Source organism: Borborobacter arsenicus, assembly GCF_003934165.1.
In the GTDB taxonomy this organism is placed as follows: domain Bacteria; phylum Pseudomonadota; class Alphaproteobacteria; order Rhizobiales; family Rhizobiaceae; genus Pseudaminobacter; species Pseudaminobacter arsenicus.
Genome location: NZ_RKST01000017.1, coordinates 108,698 through 121,230 on the forward strand (window position 1 = coordinate 108,698; position 12,533 = coordinate 121,230).

Consider the following 12,533-nt stretch of genomic DNA (forward strand, 5'->3'; position numbering starts at 1 on the left):
TGGAAAATATTTGTATATTGGAAACTAGTGCGCCGTTTTCAAATCTGCTAAGGCTAGGAAATGAACGAGATTTTATCCGCCACAGGCCAGGGACAGACCGTAAGCGAAACCGTATATCGGTCGCTTAAGATGGATATTCTCTCCGGGGTAATCCCGTCGGGATCGGCTTTGCTGACGCGCGATTTGCTGGCACGGTACGACTGCGGCATCAGTCCGCTGCGCGAAGCCCTGGCGCGGCTTGTCGGCGAACAGTTCCTCGAAGCCACAAGCCATCGGGGGGTGAAGGTTCCCCAGCCTTCCATCAGCGATGTCGAGGACGTCTATCGCATCAGGATCGCGCTTGAACGTGAGGCGCTGGCCTTGGCGCTAACTCATGGCGACGACGAATGGGAAGGCGAGATCATCGCGACCTGCCATCGCATGGAAAAGGCCACCCTTCCCGACCACGTTGCGGACCAGCCAACCTCGATCATCGAGTGGGAAATCCGCCACCGCGCCTTTCACCACAGCCTGATCAAAGCGGCCCCTTCGCCTCGCCTGCTCAAGCTGATCGATCAAATGGTCGATCAGACCGAACGGTATCGTGCGCTTCGGCTCACAGGCATGGACAGGGCGAAGATTCAGGGCGACGTGGCAGCCGAACACCGCAAGCTGATGGAACTGGTGCTTGCCCGTGACCCCGCCAGTCTCGACTTCCTGTCGCAGCACCTCGATCGGACAAGGGTGGCGGTGATTTCAATTTTGAGCGAGCGCTGACCTGCGTCGCAGGGGAAGTGTCGAGTCTAGGCTACGGTTGCGCCTGTCTCATCCACCAAAGGGGTTTCCAGACTGAGTTCCACCGGGCTGACGATAACGCTGTCCTCGTCGGCATAGATCCATGATCCGGGCTGGAACTGGACGGAGCCGAATTCGACAGGCCCCTCCAGCGCCTCCGTCGTGTCTTTCCAGCCGCGGCGGGCGGTCGCGCCCAGCGCCTTGATGCCGATATCGAGTTGATTGACAGCCGTGGAATCGCGGATCGCGCCGAAGATGACGATCCCCGCCCAGTTGTTTTCAACGGCGATGCCGGCGATGCGGTCGCCGACCAGCCCGACCCGCAGGGAGCCTCCGCCGTCCACGACCAGCAAACGGCCCGTACCATTGGCCTTCAATGCCTGCAGGATCGGCAGATGATTTTCATAGGTGCGAAGGGTCGCGCATTGCCCGAAAAAGCGCATACGCCTGCCGAAACTGCGGAATTGGAGGTCGCATACCTCGACGGCCTGCGGGTGGGCGTCATAAAGGTCGGCGGTCGTTGCCTGCATCATCAAGTGTCTCTCGGGAAGGAAATCAGTCGGCGCCTTGGCTGGGATTGGTGTAGTCGGCATGTGCCCGCTCGAACGCCCAGACCTTGTCAAAGCCCATGAGCGCGGAAAAATCGTTGAACGGGTAGAGCGTTCCCTGCCAGTCCTTGCTCGACCCGGTTTCCAGGAGATGACGATAGGCCGAGGCCATCGCGGCACTGGCCGCCAGAAAACCTGTTACCGGGAAGATGGCGACCTTGAAGCCGAGCTGCTCCAGATCGGTCTTGCCCAGGATGGGCGTGCGTCCACCATCCACCATGTTGGCCAAGAGCGGCAGGTCGAAACTGCCGGCGATCTTCTCCATTTCTTCCACCGTTTCCGGCGATTCGATGAACAGGATATCGGCACCGGCCTTGGCATAGGCCTCGCCGCGGCGCAGCGCTTCATCGAGCCCGTGCGCCGTGCGGGCATCGGTGCGGGCGACGATCAGGAAATCCTTCGAGCTGCGGGTCTCTGCTGCCACGCGGATCTTGGCCGCCGCATCGGCTATGGCAATGACGCGACGATCCGGCGTATGGCCGCATTTCTTCGGAAATTCCTGATCCTCGAGCTGGATGGCCTGCGCCCCGGCCGCCTCGTAGCCGCGCACCGTATGCTCGACATTGAGCAGGCCGCCATAGCCGGTATCGCCATCGGCTATCAGCGGTGTGCGCGTCCCTCCAGCGATCTGCCGCACGCGGCCGACCATGTCGCTATAGGTGGCAAGCCCGGCGTCGGGATAGCCGAGATGCGAGGCGACGGTGCCGTAGCCGGTCATGTAAAGCGCATCGAAGCCAAGACCGTCGGCAAGTTTCGCCGAGATCATGTCGAACACGCCCGGTGCGGTGACCAGTCCGGGTTGCCGAAGCCGTTGCGCCAAGCCTCGCATCATGTGCCGCCTCTCCAGTGCTTGATAGATAAAAAAGCTCCGCCGGAAGGGTCCGCCGGCGGAGCCAGGTGTTCAACGCGCCGGATAGACCAGCTCGGCCGCTGCTTTGTCAGCTGGCCATACCACGTTGAACTCGTTGTTCGGCTGGTATTGGACGGCGATCATCGTCTTTTCGGTGATGAGTTGATGCAGACCGCCAAGGTCGGAAGGTCCGTATTTGACCGGGCCGTAAGGCGTGTCGAAGGTCATTTCCGACAGCTTGGCGATGATTGCGTCACGATCCCACTTGCCTACGGCCGTGGCCGCATCGATCAGGGTCTTCATGGCCGTGTAGCCTTGCACGGCAGTGGAGACCACTTCGCCGCCACGCGCGATATTGGCCTTTTCCACCCATTCCGCCAGGCCCGGCGTCTTCTGCTTTGACGACCAAAGGTCGAGGACCACGACATTGTCACCGGCATCGCCATAGTCCGAGCGCTTCTCGCCGGCACCTTGCGTGACGATCAGTTTCGGCTTGATGCCAAGCTGCAGGGCCTGCCTGGCCACCTGGAGATTGTCACCCGAATAGCCGATCACGAACAATACGTCGGGATCGAGTGTCTTGACCCGGTTGAGGATCGGCGAGAAATCGGGCGTTCCGGCGCGGAACGGCTCGTTCATCACCACTTCAAGCCCGGCCTCCTTGGCAAACTTCTGCGTGAAATTGGAGCCATCGGTGCCGTAGAGCTTGTCTTCATAGGCGATTGCCACGGTCTTGAGATCAGGCACGCTCTTGAAGAAATTCACCGCCGCCTTCTGGCGATGATAATCCCAGATATAGACGTGGAAATACCACGGGTTCTTGCCGAAATTCTCTTCCAGCCGCACCGAGGACGAGCCTGGATGCACGAAGATGGTGTTGTAGCGCTGGATGGCGCTCAGAAGCGCGAAATCCGATGTGCTGCCGAAGCCGCCCACCACGGCATCGACCTTGTCCTGCCCGCCCAGCTTGGCGGCAACCGTCGCCGACGTATTGGGCTCGCCCTTGGTGTCCTCGATGATCAGTTCGAGTTTGCGGCCGAGCACGCCGCCTGCGTCATTCGCTTGCTTGGCGGCATATTCGATGCCCCATTGCAGTTGCGTTCCCGCACCGGCCAACGGGCCGGTCAACGGCAACGGGACGCCGATCTTGATCGGCGCATTGTCCTGCGCTTGTACGGGCAATGTCATGGCTGCCGCCATGGCGGCAGCCCCGACAAGCCGGGTTAGATGTGACCACATTTCCTTCTCCTCCCTTCCTCCGATAGGCCGTGCGGTTCCATCAACCTCACAGACCCAGATAAGCGACGCGCAGCCGCTCATCGTTGCGAACATCGTCGATATCGCCCTGGAGCATGACGCGCCCCTCACTCAGGATCAGGCAACGATCGGCGATGCTCATGGCTGCGGCGACGTTCTGCTCCGCCATCAGGATGGCGCAGCCACTTGCCGCCTTGATCCGCCCGAGCGCCTCGAACACCTCCTCGACCAGCTTCGGCGCCAGCCCGGCCGAAGGCTCGTCTAGGATCATGACGCGCGGCTCGATCATCAAGGCGCGTGAAATCGCCAGCATCTGGCGCTGCCCGCCGCTCATCGAACCGGCCAGTTGCCGGCGCCGTTCGTGCAGGATCGGGAAAAGATCGAAGACCCGGTCGAACAGCCGCTTGCGTTCCGCTGGCATCACCTTGGGTTTCAGCGCTTCCAGCGCGCCGGTCAGATTGTCGATGACGCGGGCATTGGCAAAGCAGCGCGCGCCGTCGGGAACGAAGGCGATGGCCCGGCGCGCAAGCTGCCAGGCGCTGAGCGGCGAAAGATCCTCACCGTCGAGCCTGACAGAACGGTTTCTCGTCCTGACCGTGCCGACCACCGCGCGCAGCGATGTCGTCTTGCCGGCACCATTGGAACCAAGCAGGACCATGACCTCACCACCCGAAACGCTCAGCGAGAGTTCGGGAACGATCGTCAGCGCACCATAGCCGGCGCCGGCAAGGGCGACATCGAAACGGTTCATGGCCCGAACCCCTTGCCGAGATAGGCTTCGCGCACCGCAGGGTCGCGCAGCACCACCTCCGGCGTTCCTTGCGACAGCAGGCGGCCGTTGTTGAGCACGACGGCGTGCTGGCACAAAGTGGCGATGATGCGCATGACGTGCTCGATCACCACGATGGTAATGCCGGCGGCATGCACCTCACGCACCAGTTCGATCACCTGCGCGGTGTCCTCGAGGCTCAGCCCCGCCATGGCCTCGTCGAGCAAAAGCACGCGCGGCTTGCAGGCCAGCGCCCGGGCGATCTCCAGCCGCCGCAGATCGGAGATCGACAGGTCGGCACATGCCGTGTCGAGCGCGGGAGCAAGGCCGCAGAAGCGGGCAAGGTCGGCCGTCGTACTCATCTGCCGCGGCAGCTCACGGCTGGAGCGCGCGTAGCGGAACGGAACGCCGATGACTTCGCCGATGGTGAGTTCCTTCGGCACGCGCGGCACCTGATAGGTGCGGGCAAGGCCTGCGGCGACAGCCTGGTCGCTGCGCCAGCCGGTGATGTCCTTTTCGCCGAGCCTCACCCGGCCGCCGCTCGGCGGGATCTGGCCGGAGACCATATTGCAGAAAGTGCTCTTGCCGGAACCGTTGGGACCGATCAGGCCGGTGATTGCACCCGACGGGATGGTCAAGGTGAGGTCGTTGATGGCCTTCAGGCCGCCGAAAGCAACGGTGCAACCGCTGACGCAAAGATCGGTCATGCCTTGGCCTCCGATCTGGAGCGGGCGGGCACCGCATCGCGACGGGCGAGCTTGCGAAGCAACTGGCGCAAACCTCCCACCAGCCCCCTCGGCAGGATCACGATGAACAGGATGATCACCGCGCCATAGACGACCTGGTAGCCGACGCCACCGACATAGTGGCGCGCAATCTCTTCCAGAAAACGCAGCACCAGCGCGCCAAGGATGGGGCCGAGCGTGGTATCCATGCCGCCGAGGATGCTGACCGCCAGCGGCAGGATGCTCCAGTTTGGCGTGAAGACGTCTTCGGGAATGACATAGCCGTAAAGGCCGCCATAGCAGGCGCCGGCGACACCGGCGACCATGCCGGAGACGGCGAATGCCATGATCTTGGTGGCCACCACCGGGACGCCCGAAGAGGCGGCGAGCGCCGGATTGCTGCGGATCATGAAGAAGGCAGGACGGAACCGGTCGGACAGGAAGATATCGCTGACGATCGCCGCCACCACCAGGAAACCGGTGATCAATAGCAGTTGCGCCGGCGGCGAGCCGCCCATCAGCACCGGCGGCATGATGCCGGTGGAGCCTCCGGTGATGCCGGGGGTCACCAGGATCAGCACCTGCATCGACAGCCCGAAGGAGAGGGTGGCGATGGTGAAATAGAGCCGCCGCAGGCGCAGGGTCACCAGGCCGATCAGGATGGCGGCGACCGCGCAGAGCAGGATGCCGGCGACCCAGCCGAGCACGACGCCGAATTGCGGCGTGAGCAGGCCTGAGCCATAGGCGCCGATGCCAAAGAAAGCGGACTGCCCCAGCGAAACCTGGCCGGTGCGCGACAGTATATCCCAGGACAGCGCCAGGATCGCCGAGATCGCCACGCCGATTGCCGCCTGAATGAGGAAGGCGTTTCCGGCAAGTGCTATCGCGCCGAGCCCGACGGCGACCGCGATATAGGTGAGCAGGCTGTAACGCGCGCTCATGAATGGGCCTGCTTTCCAAACAGGCCGTTCGGCCAGATGACGAGTACCAGCAGGAGGAGCAGGAAGGCGATGCCATAGCCGAAGCTGCCGCCATGCGGCACGAAGGTGCTGGTCAGCCCCTCTGCCAGTGCAAGGATGGCGGCGCCGATCAGCGCGCCCGGGATATTGCCAAGGCCGCCGAGCGTGATTATGGCGAAAGCGCGGATCACCAGATCGAGGCCGACAACGGGATGAACATAGAGGATCAGCGCGACCAGGCCACCGGCAACGCCGGCCGCTACCCCTCCGATCACGAATGACAGCTCGAAAATGCGGTCGACATTGATGCCGCAATGCATGGCGAGCTCGGCATCATCACTGGCGAACCGCATCTGCGTGCCGTAGCGCGTGTGGCGCATGATGTATTGCAGCGCCAGGAAGAGCAGGCCGCCGACGCCGGCAACGACAAGATTGTTGCCCGGCACCGTCACGCCGCCCAACTGCAAGGCCGGCAGCAACTGGGGAGCCTGCATCACGCGCGGATCGGGCGACCACAGGATGATGGCGATGTTGACGAGCAGGATGGACAGGCCGAGCGTGGCCAGAAGCTGGTTGTGCTCGTCATGCTTGAGCACCCGCGCCAGGAATACGCGGTAGACCAGCGCCGAGAACAGCCCGATCACTACACCCGAAACCACCATGCCGATCCATGGCGAAACACCATGTTGATTGAACAGGAAATAGGTAAGGAAAGCGCCCAGCATGACGAACTCGCCATGGGCGAAATTAATGATGCGGGTGACGCCGACCGTCAGCGTCAGCCCGGCCGCGATTGCGGCGTAAAGTCCGGCAACAGTCAGCGACAGCAGGACTGCTTGTGCGACAGAGGCCAGGGTCATGAGGTTGGTCCTCCCGGCAAATAGCCCGTTCAGTCGTCCGCCAAGGCGGCACCCGCCTCGGAAAAGTCGACCAGGCGGGATTTGTAGTCGCTTCTTGGCAAGGTTCCTTTCGAGACCAGCTCGATCCTGGTGGTGACGATCAGCGTCGCCCGGATCTCCTTTTCGATCCGCTCGGCAAGATCGCCGGGGTCCGATAGATGGTCGGCGATTTCAACGAGGATCTTCAGCGGCGGTGCCTGCTTGACACCCTTGGCTCCCGGACGGATCGACATCACGCCGGTAACGTCAGGGGCAAAGCGGTTCACCACTTCGCGGACAGCCGAGGGGAACACGTTGACGCCGCGCACGATCATCATGTCGTCTGTGCGGCCGATGCAGCGGATGCGCGGTGAGGTCCGCCCGCAGCGGCAACGCTCGGTCCAGACCACCACATGATCGCGCGTGCGGAAACGCAGCAGCGGTGCGGCCTGATGCCTGAGATGGGTCAGGACGAGCTCACCCGTAGCGCCATCGGTTGCGGGAATGACTTCGCCGCTTTTGGGATCGATCAGTTCGAAGTGAACGAAACCGCGGCCGCTGAAATGCATGCCGGCCTGATGTTCGCACTCGCCCCATAGCGAGATGGAAATGTCGCCCAGGCCCATCGCCTCATAGACCTTGGCGCCCCAGCCCTGCTGCAGCTTCTCGCGCATGGCCGGCTCGCCGCCGCCGGGTTCGCCTGCGACCATGATGCGCCTGATGCTGCTCGCCGGCAGGTCGAGGCCGCGCGCCGCACCGATCTCGGCAAGATGCAATGCGTAGGAGGGCGTGCAGGCAAGGGTGGACGGCTTCAGCAACCTGATCGCGGCCAGAAGGCGCTCGGTGTTGCCGGTCCCGACGGGGATATGGCACAGGCCGAGCCGATTGAAGGCTTCGAGCGCGGCACCGGCGACGAAGGGGCCGGCATTATAGGTGGAAACGATCGCCTCGCCGCTTTTTGCGCCCGAGGCCGAATAGCTGCGGCAGGAAGTCGTCACCCAATTGTCGAGATCGCTCACCGTCAGCGGAACATAGCTCGGCAGCCCTGTCGTGCCGCTGGTCGAGAAGATGCGGGTAAGGTCGGACATGGGCGCGGCCAGATAGGTGCCGACAGGGTCGGCGTCGCTGCGGCTGGCACGCAACTCATCCTTTTCGGTCAGGGGAACGGCGCCAAGATCGTCGAGACCGCCGACATCGGCGGCCGAATTGAAGCCGTGACGCCGCAGCTTGTCGCGAAAGAAGCGGGAATTTTCGAAAAGATAGGCCACCTGCTTGCGGTAAAACGGCTCGTCCAGCCGGCGCTGCTCGGCCCATGGAAGCATTTCGATTTCGGGCTGGTAGACCATTCATGCGGCTCCGAAGCAGTCAGGCTTTGCGCTTGTAGGTGATCGCCTGTTCGGCGCGATGCGCCATCAGGAAGCCGATCGGTTTCTCCTGCTCTTCGGCAAGATGGCCCAGGACACCGGCGGTTCTTGCCAGTAGGGGAATTGCCTTGATCATCGCTGGCGGAAAATCGAGGTCGAGAAGCACGGCCGCGATCGGGCCTGAGACATTGAGCGGCAACTTCTTGCCCCAGGCCGAAGCAACGGCAGGCTTTAGCCGGCGCAGCAAATCGATGTGGATGCCGCTCACGCCACGTTGATCCGCAAGCGCCAGGATGCGCTCGGAACGCGGGTCGACGGGATGATGGATAGGATGCCCGAAGCCAGGCATCTTTTCGCCGCGCGCACGGACTTCCGCAGCGAGTGCCTGTGCAACCTCGTCGGGGTCACCGCCCTTTTCGACACGGCTGCGCGCTTCGATAAGGACGCGCCCGCACTGTTCGGCAGTGCCGAGAACCACCGTGCCGCAGCCGAGGATGCCGGCGGCTACCGCCCCTTGCAGGCTGTCGGGCGCGGCGGCAAGCGTCATGCGGGCGGTCTGAGCGGTGGGCGTGAGGCCATGCTCGGCAATCGCGATCAACAGCATGTCGAGGAAGAAGCGCTGCTCCTCGTTCGGGTCCCTGCCGGTAACGAGCAGAAAGAAAAAATCCGTGAAGCTCTTGCGGCCCATCAGGTCGTTGCAGAGATCGCGGCCATGGACTTCGATGCTGGCGGCATCGGAGGTGCAAATGCTGGTAACGGCCTCGCCGGCCTTTCCGATCATCATGGGCGCACCGCCCGGCAAAGCGCATGCACCGTGGGTGCCTCTTGGCAAATTGCGCACGCTTCCACGCGCCGCGTCGATCGCTGCGTCATCCCTTTCCTCCCAGACAGCCGCACGGGATAGTCGCGGCTTGTCAATCATTATTGTAGGACAATATTGTATGATGCTTGCTTGTCAAGCAGGTTTCGCACTGGTAGAGCACGAGCAGGAGGGCGCATGGAAAACTTGACCGACCAGAGCGAACAGGGACGAGTGCGCGGCGCGACCGTCGACTATCTGCTACATCGTGTCAGGCAAGGAATCCTCCAGGGGCTTTACGCGCCCGGCCAACGCCTTATCGAAGCTGATCTCACGCGGGAATTCGGCGTCAGCCGCGGTCCCTTGCGCGAGGCGCTTCATCGTCTGGCAGCCGACAATCTGCTTGAGATCGTGCCGAACCGGGGTGCGATTGTACGCCGGCTTTCAATGCGCGAGATGCTGGAGCTGTTTTCCATTCGCATCGCGCTGGAATGTCTGGCGGTGCAAGAGGGCACTGCCAATCTTTCCGATCAGGCAATAAGGGCGCGCTTCGAGACCGATATCCAGCCGATCTGGCTTCCCGAGCAGCGTGTGCCGAGCGGCGATTACATTGCCGAAAACAAGGCGTTTCACGACGCGATCATCCGGGCGAGCGGCAACGAGACGCTGGCTGTCGTCACCAATCAACTCCAGCTTCCTCTGCTGATGTTCCAGTTGAGCAAGAAGCTGACAATCGCCAACATAGCCGCCTCGCTGAATGAGCATCGTTCCATTGCGCAGGCTATGCTCGATGGCGATGCCACCGCTGCCGAAACACGCATGCGCCAGCATCTTGAGCGGGCCCGTTCGATCGCTTTCGAGATGCCCTCGCAGGTCTTCCGGGCCGAGCCAAAATCCTAGGTCCGCCTGAACTCTTGCTGCCCATGACGGTCAGACATTGCCAACAAGCCATGATATTGGCTTTATATAAGCGCTTGGAACGCAGGCTTCATCAGGCAGCGGCCGCCATGGCAGCCTCTTGGCAACACGACAGGAAATTCAAAATCTCCAGCGATCCTTTTAGCCCTTTACGGCTTCGCTTCCTGACCCGGTGTCGCGATCACCTCGCGACCCTGAAAGCAGTCAAACATAGTGGCGGAGCACTGGCGGCAACAGACGATGCACTCGTGCGGACAGTGCATTCCTTGTCTGGTGCCGGTGGCACATTCGGCTTTCACGAATTGAGCGAGCGCGCATACCGTCTGGAAACGCTGCTATTGGCAGAAACGAAAGCCGACCCTGTAGAGCTGGGCGCGGCACTGGACGCCCTTATCCAGCAAATCGAAATTGTCCTGGAATAAACCCGCCGAGCCCTATTTCCTTGTGCCGGACAGACCCGTCCTCGTCATTTCGCCCCAGCTTTGGTCGGCGCGCAGATATTGCCAATAGCCCTTGATGCGCCAAAGATTGTTGATCTGGCGATAACCGAAATTCTCCAACACAGCGGCTGCAGTCAATACGGCCAGGTCGCGTGCGCGGGGAAACTTCTGGAGTTCGGCTTCTTCGAGGATGAGCGAACAGACGCTGATGCAAACCCCATAGGTGAAGACGAGAGCCGTGAAGGCAAGCAGATGCTCGAAGGACAGAATGCCGAGCAGCCAAAAGGTGGGGATGAGGATGTAGCCCAGCACTTCGGCGATCGGCCCCAGAACATCGACGACGAAGATATGGCCGAACCCCAGAAAACCGACACGCCCGTAGCGAGGATTGAACAGCATGGATCGGTAGCGGAAGAAACATTCGAGCGCGCCACGCTGCCAGCGCGACCTCTGGCGCGCAAGGACGCCCAGCGACTCTGGCGCCTCCGTCCAGCACACCGGCTCCGGGATGAACTGGATGCGGTATTTGCGTCCGGAGTCGATCATATGGCGGTGCAGTTTGATGACGAGGTCGAGATCTTCACCCATGGAGCCCTTGGTGAAACCTCCCACCGCCACGACTTCGGCCCGCCGAAACACGCCGAAGGCACCCGATACGAGCATCAGCGTGTTGATGCGGCTCCAGGCAAGCCGCGCCATCAGGAAGGCGCGCAAATATTCAATCACTTGGAACAGAGGCAGAAGCTTGGACGGGAGGCCAACCTTGGTAACTCGACCGCTTTCTATACGCGAGCCGTTCGCAATCCGGATCGTGCCGCCTACGGCGATGGTCCGTTCCGGATCGTCGACAAAGGGCTGGGTCGCGCGCATCAGGGCATCGGGCTCCAGGATTGAATCACCATCGATGACGCAGAAAACCGGTGCCCGACATACATTGATCCCGGCGTTCTGTGCATCCGCCTTACCGCCGTTTTCCTTGTCGACGACGAACAGCCGCTCTGTTACCGGCGACGAATAGAGGCCGCGTATGGGCATATGGGTGAGGGCTTCTTCGTAGGGACGCTGGAACTTCACCAGCCGAAACGCATCGATAAGGCATTGCAGCGTGCGATCCTTCGAGCCGTCATTGACGACGATAACCTCGAAATTGGGATATTCGAGCGCCAGCATCGAATGCACGCTTTCGACTATGTTCAATTCTTCATTATAGGCCGGAACAATCAAGGCAATCGGTGGGGCGATGTCGCCGTACCGGTGCCACAGCAGCGCCGAGCGCGCCACCGGCGGCCGTTGCGACAGCGCAAAGCCGGCAAGGACAAGCTGCATCAGATAGACGGCCGTCTGGGCGAGCCCGGATACAATGATGACCCAGGAAACAATGGTCGCCGCCAGCACGACTTCATGGCTCCAGCCGGACATCATGCCGCTGGCCCCTCAGAAAGAGCCAGCGAGGCGGTGCGCTGGCTGCGTGAAGTCTGGCTCGATGCGATCTTGTGCAACATGAGTTCGCCTTGCGGCAGGATCGCACGCATCGCTTTTGCAGCGGCATAGCGCACCGGCCAGGTCTCGTCGTCGAGCAGCGTCGTGAGCGTGGGGATGAGCTGGACAAGCCCTAGCCGACCAGCAGCGTCTGCAGCCTCGGAGCGCACGGCCCACGCGCCGCTGCACATAGCATCGGCCAGGATAGACGGCATGTTGGGATGCCCGATCCGGCCGAGCGCCCGGATTGCGGCGGCGGCGACATCAGGCGAAGGATCCTGCACAGCCAAAAGAAAGAACCTAGAAAGCTGGAGACCGCTGGTCCGAGCCAATGCGTCGATCGCACAAGCCTTGACGTAAGCCGGCACGTTTGCGCCCTTTGCATAATCCAGCAATTCATCAACCCTGTCGGTGGGAAAACGCCGAAAGAGGTCGACCAGACGCCGCGACCGCTGGCCGGCAATGCCGATACTGGCCAGCGCGATCTCGAGCGGCGGCAGGGCGCCAAGATCGCAAAGCGAAATTGCCGCCGCAATGCGCACCTCGCGTGATCGATCCTTGTCGAGAGCCTTTAGCAGGGCGGGAACCGCCATGGCTGTGATTTTTCGTGGAATGAGGACCCTGTTTGAGGGGTGATTTTCGTCCAAACGGGACCCCTTAACGTGGGGTCATCAAAATGCCTCCGGTTTCATCGGAGGCATTTGCGTTTTGGA

Annotated in this window: 14 protein-coding genes; 3 read left to right on the forward strand and 11 right to left on the reverse strand. The window is 61.9% G+C overall.

What is annotated here, in order from left to right; translation table 11 throughout:
* Nucleotides 1-60 precede the first annotated feature (60 nt).
* Nucleotides 61-756, forward strand: a complete 696-nt coding sequence (locus EET67_RS18785) for a GntR family transcriptional regulator (protein ID WP_128627740.1) — start codon at nucleotides 61-63, stop codon at nucleotides 754-756.
* Between the two features lie 26 nt (nucleotides 757-782).
* On the opposite strand, the gene rraA is transcribed toward EET67_RS18785, so the two are convergent.
* The 9 genes from rraA to EET67_RS18830 all read right to left on the reverse strand — a co-directional run bounded on the left by rraA (nucleotide 783) and on the right by EET67_RS18830 (nucleotide 8,968).
* The gene (gene rraA / locus EET67_RS18790) at nucleotides 783-1,307 is read right to left on the reverse strand and encodes a ribonuclease E activity regulator RraA (RefSeq protein WP_210211139.1); all 525 of its coding nucleotides are present in this window, start codon (nucleotides 1,305-1,307) and stop codon (nucleotides 783-785) included.
* A gap of 22 nt (nucleotides 1,308-1,329) precedes the next feature.
* Nucleotides 1,330-2,214 carry an isocitrate lyase/PEP mutase family protein gene (locus EET67_RS18795; RefSeq protein ID WP_128627741.1) on the reverse strand — a complete coding sequence of 295 codons (885 nt, stop codon included), beginning with the start codon at nucleotides 2,212-2,214 and terminating at the stop codon, nucleotides 1,330-1,332.
* A gap of 69 nt (nucleotides 2,215-2,283) precedes the next feature.
* Nucleotides 2,284-3,471 carry an ABC transporter substrate-binding protein gene (locus EET67_RS18800; RefSeq protein ID WP_165899963.1) on the reverse strand — a complete coding sequence of 396 codons (1,188 nt, stop codon included), beginning with the start codon at nucleotides 3,469-3,471 and terminating at the stop codon, nucleotides 2,284-2,286.
* A 46-nt stretch (nucleotides 3,472-3,517) separates the two neighbouring features.
* The gene (locus tag EET67_RS18805) at nucleotides 3,518-4,240 is read right to left on the reverse strand and encodes an ABC transporter ATP-binding protein (RefSeq protein ID WP_128627743.1); all 723 of its coding nucleotides are present in this window, start codon (nucleotides 4,238-4,240) and stop codon (nucleotides 3,518-3,520) included.
* Nucleotides 4,237-4,965: an ABC transporter ATP-binding protein gene (locus tag EET67_RS18810; RefSeq protein ID WP_128627760.1), complete on the reverse strand. Its 729-nt coding sequence runs from the start codon at nucleotides 4,963-4,965 to the stop codon at nucleotides 4,237-4,239. The genes EET67_RS18805 and EET67_RS18810 overlap by 4 nt, the downstream gene beginning before the upstream one ends.
* The gene (locus tag EET67_RS18815) at nucleotides 4,962-5,924 is read right to left on the reverse strand and encodes a branched-chain amino acid ABC transporter permease (protein ID WP_128627744.1); all 963 of its coding nucleotides are present in this window, start codon (nucleotides 5,922-5,924) and stop codon (nucleotides 4,962-4,964) included. Before EET67_RS18815 ends, EET67_RS18810 begins: the two co-directional genes overlap by 4 nt.
* Nucleotides 5,921-6,802 (reverse strand): branched-chain amino acid ABC transporter permease, encoded by an 882-nt coding sequence (locus EET67_RS18820; RefSeq protein ID WP_128627745.1) that lies wholly within the window; start codon nucleotides 6,800-6,802, stop codon nucleotides 5,921-5,923. Before EET67_RS18820 ends, EET67_RS18815 begins: the two co-directional genes overlap by 4 nt.
* Before the next feature lie 29 nt (nucleotides 6,803-6,831).
* Nucleotides 6,832-8,166 carry a phenylacetate--CoA ligase family protein gene (locus tag EET67_RS18825; protein ID WP_128627746.1) on the reverse strand — a complete coding sequence of 445 codons (1,335 nt, stop codon included), beginning with the start codon at nucleotides 8,164-8,166 and terminating at the stop codon, nucleotides 6,832-6,834.
* 19 nt (nucleotides 8,167-8,185) lie between these two features.
* Nucleotides 8,186-8,968 carry a citryl-CoA lyase gene (locus EET67_RS18830; RefSeq protein ID WP_128627747.1) on the reverse strand — a complete coding sequence of 261 codons (783 nt, stop codon included), beginning with the start codon at nucleotides 8,966-8,968 and terminating at the stop codon, nucleotides 8,186-8,188.
* 213 nt (nucleotides 8,969-9,181) lie between these two features.
* Here EET67_RS18830 and EET67_RS18835 point away from each other — a divergent pair, with 213 nt between their 5' ends.
* Together EET67_RS18835 and EET67_RS18840 are read left to right on the forward strand one after the other, a co-directional pair.
* Complete coding sequence (locus EET67_RS18835; protein ID WP_128627748.1) at nucleotides 9,182-9,883, forward strand: GntR family transcriptional regulator; 702 nt, start codon at nucleotides 9,182-9,184, stop codon at nucleotides 9,881-9,883.
* A gap of 23 nt (nucleotides 9,884-9,906) precedes the next feature.
* On the forward strand, nucleotides 9,907-10,323 hold the full coding sequence (locus EET67_RS18840; RefSeq protein ID WP_245451063.1) for an Hpt domain-containing protein: 417 nt from the start codon (nucleotides 9,907-9,909) through the stop codon (nucleotides 10,321-10,323).
* A gap of 12 nt (nucleotides 10,324-10,335) precedes the next feature.
* Here the strand turns inward: EET67_RS18840 and EET67_RS18845 are convergent, their stop codons facing one another.
* The gene (locus EET67_RS18845) at nucleotides 10,336-11,763 is read right to left on the reverse strand and encodes a glycosyltransferase family 2 protein (RefSeq protein WP_165899964.1); all 1,428 of its coding nucleotides are present in this window, start codon (nucleotides 11,761-11,763) and stop codon (nucleotides 10,336-10,338) included.
* Nucleotides 11,760-12,413 carry a HEAT repeat domain-containing protein gene (locus EET67_RS18850; RefSeq protein WP_128627749.1) on the reverse strand — a complete coding sequence of 218 codons (654 nt, stop codon included), beginning with the start codon at nucleotides 12,411-12,413 and terminating at the stop codon, nucleotides 11,760-11,762. The genes EET67_RS18845 and EET67_RS18850 overlap by 4 nt, the downstream gene beginning before the upstream one ends.
* Nucleotides 12,414-12,533 lie beyond the last annotated feature (120 nt).

Coding starts and splice junctions, on each gene's coding strand:
- EET67_RS18850 (WP_128627749.1), bottom strand. CDS start 12,413: ATGGCGGTTCCCGCCCTGCTAAAGGCTCTCGACAAGGATCGATCACGC.
- EET67_RS18825 (WP_128627746.1), bottom strand. CDS start 8,166: ATGGTCTACCAGCCCGAAATCGAAATGCTTCCATGGGCCGAGCAGCGC.
- EET67_RS18820 (WP_128627745.1), bottom strand. CDS start 6,802: ATGACCCTGGCCTCTGTCGCACAAGCAGTCCTGCTGTCGCTGACTGTT.
- EET67_RS18800 (WP_165899963.1), bottom strand. CDS start 3,471: ATGTGGTCACATCTAACCCGGCTTGTCGGGGCTGCCGCCATGGCGGCA.
- EET67_RS18830 (WP_128627747.1), bottom strand. CDS start 8,968: ATGATGATCGGAAAGGCCGGCGAGGCCGTTACCAGCATTTGCACCTCC.
- EET67_RS18840 (WP_245451063.1), top strand. CDS start 9,907: ATGACGGTCAGACATTGCCAACAAGCCATGATATTGGCTTTATATAAG.
- EET67_RS18795 (WP_128627741.1), bottom strand. CDS start 2,214: ATGATGCGAGGCTTGGCGCAACGGCTTCGGCAACCCGGACTGGTCACC.
- EET67_RS18845 (WP_165899964.1), bottom strand. CDS start 11,763: ATGATGTCCGGCTGGAGCCATGAAGTCGTGCTGGCGGCGACCATTGTT.
- EET67_RS18785 (WP_128627740.1), top strand. CDS start 61: ATGAACGAGATTTTATCCGCCACAGGCCAGGGACAGACCGTAAGCGAA.
- rraA (WP_210211139.1), bottom strand. CDS start 1,307: ATGATGCAGGCAACGACCGCCGACCTTTATGACGCCCACCCGCAGGCC.
- EET67_RS18815 (WP_128627744.1), bottom strand. CDS start 5,924: ATGAGCGCGCGTTACAGCCTGCTCACCTATATCGCGGTCGCCGTCGGG.
- EET67_RS18810 (WP_128627760.1), bottom strand. CDS start 4,965: ATGACCGATCTTTGCGTCAGCGGTTGCACCGTTGCTTTCGGCGGCCTG.
- EET67_RS18835 (WP_128627748.1), top strand. CDS start 9,182: ATGGAAAACTTGACCGACCAGAGCGAACAGGGACGAGTGCGCGGCGCG.
- EET67_RS18805 (WP_128627743.1), bottom strand. CDS start 4,240: ATGAACCGTTTCGATGTCGCCCTTGCCGGCGCCGGCTATGGTGCGCTG.